This is a genomic window from Mesorhizobium sp. M7A.F.Ca.CA.004.06.1.1, assembly GCF_003999135.1.
In the GTDB taxonomy this organism is placed as follows: domain Bacteria; phylum Pseudomonadota; class Alphaproteobacteria; order Rhizobiales; family Rhizobiaceae; genus Mesorhizobium.
In genome coordinates, this window is the sequence record NZ_RZPQ01000283.1 from 1 (window position 1) to 6654 (window position 6654).

Below are 6654 nucleotides of genomic sequence, written 5' to 3' on the forward strand. Positions count from 1 at the left end.
TTAAATCGCGTCGGCGCCGATCGCCGCCAGCGCGGCGCGTGCCACGTCGAAATCCTGCTCGCCGGTTCCCGAACCGACACCGATGGCGCCCGCCAGGCGGCCATCGAAGCGGATCGGCAGGCCGCCAGGCAAATTGGTCACGCCGCCCTGTGAGGCGATCCCAGCCAAGGTTGCTGCTTCGGGCGCCATGCCGCCGGTGGCGGCGTTGATCGACGCCGCCGTGCGCGCCTTTGCCCGCGCCGTGTGCAGGCTCAGGAACCGTGCGCCGTCCATACGCAGGCTGGCGATGGTCTCGCCGCTTGCATCGACAACCACAAGACATTGCGGCACCCCTATCGTGACGGCGCGTGCGGCTCCGGCAGCCACGGCTTTCAACGCGCCGTCATGCGTGAGGCTGATGGTCTTTCGAAACATCGCTATGCCTTTACTGTTTTGGAATTTGCTGAAGGAGTTCAGGTGCTTTCGCGCTCGACGACGCGATACCCGGTCAGGATGATTTCCTGTTCGTGCTTCTTTTCGCCGCCGCGGATGATCTGGATAAGCCTGCGGGCAGCTTGTTGTCCGATGCCATAGCAGTCCACGTTCACGGTTGTGATGCCGGGATGGCAGAAGGCGGCAACCTCATAGTCGCCAAAGCCGGCAATGGCGATGTCCTGCGGGACCCGCATTCCACGACGCTTGCATTCCATCAGCGCGCCAAAGGCCGAGAGATCGGAAACGCAGAGCACGGCCTCGGTGTCCGGCCAGCGTTCCAGCATGCTCACAACCGCCTGGCCACCTTGTTCGATGGAGATCGGTGGCACGCCGAAGGAGACAAGCCGGCCGGTCGGCAGGCCGAGTTCCTCGATGGCTCGGACAAAGCCTTCGCGCCGCTGGCTGCCGCGCGTGTCGCGCGAGGTCGTGCCACCGATGTAGCCGAATTTTCGATAGCCTTTCCTGGCCAGCGTTTTGACGAGAAGCCCCATCGCCTCTTCGTTGGAGAACCCGACCACCTGATCGATGGGTTTCGACGGCAACTCCCAGGTTTCGACTACCGGGATGCCCGCGTTATCAAGAAGGCGGCGGGCGCGCTCCGTATGGGCTCCTCCAGTCATTATGATGCCTTCCGGCCGTCGGCGGAGCATCGCTTCGATCAGCTTTTCCTCCTTCTCGACCGTGTAGTCGGTGTAGCCGAGAAGAAGCTGGAGTCCCGTGCTCTCCAGTTCATCCGTAATACCGCGCGCCGTGTCGGCGAAGTTGGAATTGTTGAGCGATGGAACCATTGCAGCAACAAATCCAGTCTTGCGCGAGGACAGGGTACCGGCTGACTGGTCGAGCACGTAACCAAGCTCGTTGACCGCAGCCATGATCTTTTCCCGCGTCGCCTTGGAAACCCGGCTGCCCTCTTTCAGGGCGCGTGAAACGGTCATGGTGGACACACCTGCCCGCAGCGCCACGTCAACCATAGTTGGCGCATGGCTTTCGAGGGGCCTAGATGAGGCAGCCTTGGCCATCATGCCGCTCCACCGGCCGGCTGAGGCCTGCCCAAGGGAAGCGCTAGACGTTCGGTCACAAGGTCTCTGCGGCGTCCTGCATCGATCATGAGCCACCCCTTGGAATCAAACTCCACGCGAAGGACATGTTATCGATACCATCTGAACAAGACAACGACCATATGTGTCTAGGTATTGTCATGAGCACTGGGTGACGGTTCTTTTCTCGAACGTTGAGTCGCGTACGAAAATTACCGTCAAAGCACCGTCAGATGGATCTGCTGCCCTTACACCCAGATTTGCACGAGGCCAAAGAAATCAGCGACTTAGGCAATCGAAGACTTCAGTTGATAATGTGGGTCCGATTGTGAATGAGATGAACCGCAAACCGTTGGTTTTTCTGCGAAAAACCACTACGAAGCACTCCGGACTACGCTAACCCCTCATTGCCGGGTGGATCGTCCGTATGGTCCCGCAACCGCTCCGCTTCTCCGATAATGCCAAGTGCTTACTAGGTGCGATGAGCCGGCAGCCGGCGGGACAGACGGCAACCTTGCCATTCACCGGACGGGAACTGTGCATTTTTTCCAAAAGCAGGAACATACCTGCATCGCCCAAGTTAGACATCGACGGCATTGGATCACGGATTCTTTCTCGCATTCTCCAGTCTGACAGAGTGCTCCATGATTCTTTGATGCTCGAACCAATGGGCAGGACAATGTACCGCTGTCAGCTTTTCTTATCTGCCTTTGGCCTGGTGTTGGCGGGTGGCCTGTCCCCACAGGGCCAAGCCATGGCACAGGCGCCCTGCCCGGCCCACCACGATAAGCTGCTCGCTGTCCTCAAGGCCAATGTGAAAGCGAGCGGCGGACCTGCCAACGGAGGCTTTGAGACTAACGAATGGGCGGCTGTCGTTGCCCGCGACGGCGCCGTGTGCGCGATCGCTTTCAGCGGTCCCACCGCCGATTCCCAATGGCCAGGCAGTCGCCTCGTCGCGGCAGAGAAGGCCAATACGGCCAATGGGCTCAGCTTGGCGCAAATGGCCCTATCGACGGCCAATCTCTACGCGGGGGCGCAACCTGGCGGGCCGCTTTTCGGCTTGCAGGAGACCAATCCGGTTAACCAGGCCGCGGCCTATGCGGGCGATCCCAAAACGTTCGGAAGCGCCAGCGATCCCCTTGTCGGCAAGCCGATTGGAGGCGTCGTTGTGTTTGGCGGCGGGCTTGCCCTCTATGACGGCAAGAGCATCGTCGGAGGGATCGGGGTCTCCGGAGATTCCTCATGCGCCGATCACAATGTCGCCTGGCGTGTTCGCGCGGCGCTCGGCCTCGACAAGGTTCCCGCCGGGGTCAATCCCAATCGCAAGGACGCCATCGTCTACGATCTCGATCCCGGCGGCAAAAGCGCCTCGGGTTGGGGCCATCCGCTTTGTGCCGGTACCGAGGCTGACATCGCGGCGGCGCTCGGCGCCGGCGTGGGAGGCTCGATCCACAAATGAAAGGCACGCTGCACCCGGCACCGGCGCGCGTTGACGCAGGACGAGGCGCCCGCGCATTGGCGACCGAGAATTCTTTTCGCACCTGCATACTCTCGGTGATGCTGCTGGCATGCGGCCCATTCCTGAGCGGTGCCTCGGAGCCGCCATCGGCGGCGGCTATTGCGCCGCCCGCCGCCGCCGCGCCACCCGATGACGGGCAATGGACAATGCCGGCCAAGAACTACGCGTCGACCCGCTTCAGCGACCTGACCGAGATCAACGAAGGCAACGTCAAGAACCTGCAGGTCGCCTTCACCTTCTCCACCGGCGTGAACAAGGGCCAGGAAGCAGCGCCGCTGGTTGTCGGCAACATCATGTACATCGTCACGCCCTTTCCCAACATCGTCTACGCGCTCGACCTTTCCAGGCCCGGCGCGCCGATGAAGTGGAAGTACGAGCCCAACCCCGAGCCGGCGGCACAAGGGGTGGCCTGCTGCGATGTCGTCAACCGCGGCGCGGCCTTCGCCGACGGGCGCATCTTCTTCAACACGCTGGACGGCCACACGATCGCCCTCGACGCCAACACAGGCAAACCGATCTGGAACGCTCATATCGGCAACATCAACATCGGCGAGACCATCACCATGGCTCCGCTGGTGGTGAAGGGCAAAGTTTTGGTCGGCAATTCCGGCGGCGAAATGGGCGTCCGCGGCTGGGTCAAGGCGCTGGATGCCGGAGACGGGCATATTGTCTGGACGGCTTATGGCACTGGACCCGACAAGGATGTGCTGATCGGCCCGGACTTCAAGCCCCACTATGACATGGACAAGGGCACAGACCTTGGCGTGACGACATGGCCGCCGGAAGCCTGGAAGATCGGCGGCGGCAATATGTGGGGCTGGATCTCCTACGATCCGGACTTGAACTTGATTTTCCACGGCACAGGCAATCCAGGACCGTGGAATCCGGATTTGCGGCCCGGCGACAACAAATGGACGTCCGGTATTTTCGCGCGTGATCCCGATACCGGAGCGGCGAAGTGGTTCTATCAGTGGAGCCCGCATGACCTCCATGACTATGACGGCATCAACGAGCAGATCCTTTTGGACATGACCTGGCAAGGCAAGCCGCGCAAGGTCCTCGTCCGACCGGAACGCAACGGCTACCTCTATATCCTCGATCGGACCACTGGCGAGGTGCTGTCGGCCACAGCCTATGGCCCGGTCAATTCCAGCAAGGGCGTCGACCTGAAGACCGGCCGCCTGATTGCAAACCCCGACAAGAGAACCGGCACCGGCAAGGTGGTGCGAGACATTTGCCCGACAGCGTCCGGCCTCAAGGACTGGCAGCCATCGGCCTTTTCGCCGAGGACCGGCCTGCTCTACATCCCCCACAACAATCTCTGCATGGATGAAGAAGGCGTCGAGGTAAACTACATCGCAGGCACGCCCTATGTCGGCATGAACGTACGCATGATCCCCGGGCCGGGCGGCAATCGTGGTGCCTTCACCGCCTGGGATGTTGCCGCCGCCAAGCCGGCCTGGGTCCTGAAGGAGAACTTTCCGGTGTGGAGCGGCACCGTCGTCACTGCCGGCGATGTCGTCTTTTACGGCACCATGGAAGGCTGGTTCAAGGCGGTCAGCGCCAGGACTGGCGACCTCCTTTGGCAATTCAAGACATCGTCCGGCATCATCGGCCAGCCGATAACCTATCGCGGCCCCGATGGGCACCAATATGTCGCAATTCTGTCAGGCGTCGGTGGCTGGGCCGGTGCCATCGTTTCCGGCGACCTCGACCCACGCGATGCCACCGCGGCACTTGGCTTCGTCAACGCGATGAAGGATCTAAAGAACGCTACCACGGCGGGAGGCACGCTTTATGTGTTCCGGCTGCCTTGATGGATCGGACTTGACCGTACGTCCGGCGCGAAAGGCGTTCCAACGGGTGGCGATCGGCATGGCCGGGCTCGCCTTGTTGCTCTTGCCGGCTATTGCCAGTCCACGTGAGTTGAGAGTGTGCGCCGACCCGAACAACATGCCGTTTTCCAACGCGGCCGGTCAAGGCTTCGAGAACAGGATCGCGGAAATTATCGCCACTGATCTCGGCGCCAAGCTGACGTACACTTGGTGGGCGCAGCGGCGTGGCTTCATCCGCAACACGCTGAAGGCAGGCCTTTGCGATCTCGTGCCCGGCACGCCTGCCAATCTCGAAATGCTGCGCACGACCACGCCTTACTACCGTTCGTCTTATGTCTTCGTAACCCGCCAGGACGGCCCGGACGTGGCCTCCTTCAACGACCCGCGGTTGCAAGAATTGCGTATCGGTGTTCAGCTCATCGGCGACGACGGCGCCAACTCGCCGCCTGTCCAGGCGCTTGGCCGCCGCGGCATCGTCGGGCACCTCATCGGCTACCCCGTCTATGGCGACTACTCCGCTCCCAACCCTCCGGCGCGCATCGTCGAAGCTGTTGCGAACGGCGAGATCGATCTTGCCGTGGTTTGGGGTCCGCTCGCCGGCTATTTCGCCGAGAGGCAAAAGGTGTCGCTCCGGATCACGCCGGTCACGCCTCGCATCGACGGACCGCAACTGCCGCTAATGTACGACATCTCAATGGGTGTTCGGCGCGAGGACGATGCGCTGCGTGGCGATGTGAATAGCGCGCTTGCCAGACACAAGGCCGAGATCGACGCGGTTCTGGCGCAATACGGCGTACCGCGTCTGGACATGGCCGGGAGTCCGGCGCGATGAGGCAGGCTCTGGCGATGTTACTGCCCTTGACGCTGGCCCTGGTCGCCTGCCAGCGCGAGGAGCGCGACACGCGACCGCAATCGGCACTCGGCTCAGGTGAGCAGCCGACGCCCGTGACCACGTTGGAGCCGGGCGGACAGCGACCCTCCCCCACCGATAACAAGGCGGCGAGCTTCGAGGCCAACGCCTTCCACATGAGCGAGGGCAAACGCCTGTTCGGCTGGTTCAACTGCTCGGGCTGCCATGCCAATGGCGGTGGCGGCATGGGCCCGGCGCTCATGGACGAGAAGTGGCTCTACGGCAGCTCGATCGAAAGCATCCACGCCACGATCCGCGACGGCAGGCCGAACGGGATGCCGAGCTTCGGCCAGAAGATACCCGATGACCAGATATGGGAGCTGGCGGCATATGTGCGTGCACTGGGCGGCAACGCGCCCTCCTCCGCCGCGCCGCAACGCAATGACGGCATGATGGTGCATCCCTCGGAAAACCGTCTGCCGGATGCCGCGACACTGGGCAAATCACCGTGAAGCGCCCGGCCTCGGTGGCCTTCGCCCTCTGTGTCCTGCTTCTTCTGCAGGGATGCGCAGGCTGGCAGTCGGCGCTGGATCCGAAAGGCCCCGCAGCCGGCGAGTTGGCTTGGCTGATCTGGTTCTTCACCGCGCTTTGCGCGGTTGTGTGGGTGCTGGTGATGATCGCTCTCGCAGCACCGCTGGTTATGCGATCGCGTCCCGGCGATGAACCCCTCTTACTCGACGAAGCGGCCGAACGCCGCAAGATGCGCGTGGTCGCGTCCGCCGTCGGGCTGACCGCCATCATCCTGATCGGACTGAAGATGCTAAGCTTTTTCGCCAACAGGACGCTGGCTGCGATAGGCTCGGAGGCTGTGCTGACAATCAGGGTGACCGGGCACCAGTGGTGGTGGGAGTTGCGCTACGAGGATGCTTTTTTTTTTTT

General features: G+C 62.2%; 6 protein-coding genes and 1 pseudogene. 5 read left to right on the forward strand and 2 right to left on the reverse strand.

Going from position 1 to position 6654, the window contains the following annotated elements; genetic code table 11:
* Together EN906_RS17795 and EN906_RS17800 are read right to left on the reverse strand one after the other, a co-directional pair.
* Positions 1–420 (reverse strand): heme-binding protein, encoded by a 420-nt coding sequence (locus tag EN906_RS17795; protein ID WP_127268547.1) that lies wholly within the window; start codon positions 418–420, stop codon positions 1–3.
* Between the two features lie 32 nt (positions 421–452).
* The gene (locus EN906_RS17800; RefSeq protein WP_127268546.1) at positions 453–1496 is read right to left on the reverse strand and encodes a LacI family DNA-binding transcriptional regulator; all 1044 of its coding nucleotides are present in this window, start codon (positions 1494–1496) and stop codon (positions 453–455) included.
* Between the two features lie 769 nt (positions 1497–2265).
* On the opposite strand from EN906_RS17800, the gene EN906_RS17805 reads away from it, so the two are divergent.
* The 5 genes and pseudogenes from EN906_RS17805 to EN906_RS17825 all read left to right on the forward strand — a co-directional run.
* Positions 2266–2970, forward strand: coding sequence for a heme-binding protein (locus EN906_RS17805; protein WP_127271842.1), 705 nt, complete (start codon positions 2266–2268; stop codon positions 2968–2970).
* Entirely contained in the window at positions 2967–4847 is a 1881-nt protein-coding gene (locus EN906_RS17810; RefSeq protein WP_127271841.1) for a methanol/ethanol family PQQ-dependent dehydrogenase, read from the forward strand. Before EN906_RS17805 ends, EN906_RS17810 begins: the two co-directional genes overlap by 4 nt.
* 58 nt (positions 4848–4905) lie before the next feature.
* On the forward strand, positions 4906–5697 hold the full coding sequence (locus EN906_RS17815; RefSeq protein ID WP_236383251.1) for a substrate-binding domain-containing protein: 792 nt from the start codon (positions 4906–4908) through the stop codon (positions 5695–5697).
* On the forward strand, positions 5694–6227 hold the full coding sequence (locus EN906_RS17820) for a c-type cytochrome (protein ID WP_127268117.1): 534 nt from the start codon (positions 5694–5696) through the stop codon (positions 6225–6227). Before EN906_RS17815 ends, EN906_RS17820 begins: the two co-directional genes overlap by 4 nt.
* A pseudogene (locus EN906_RS17825) lies at positions 6224–6654 on the forward strand (cytochrome c oxidase subunit II); the annotation flags it as partial. The gene EN906_RS17820 and the pseudogene EN906_RS17825, both read left to right, overlap by 4 nt.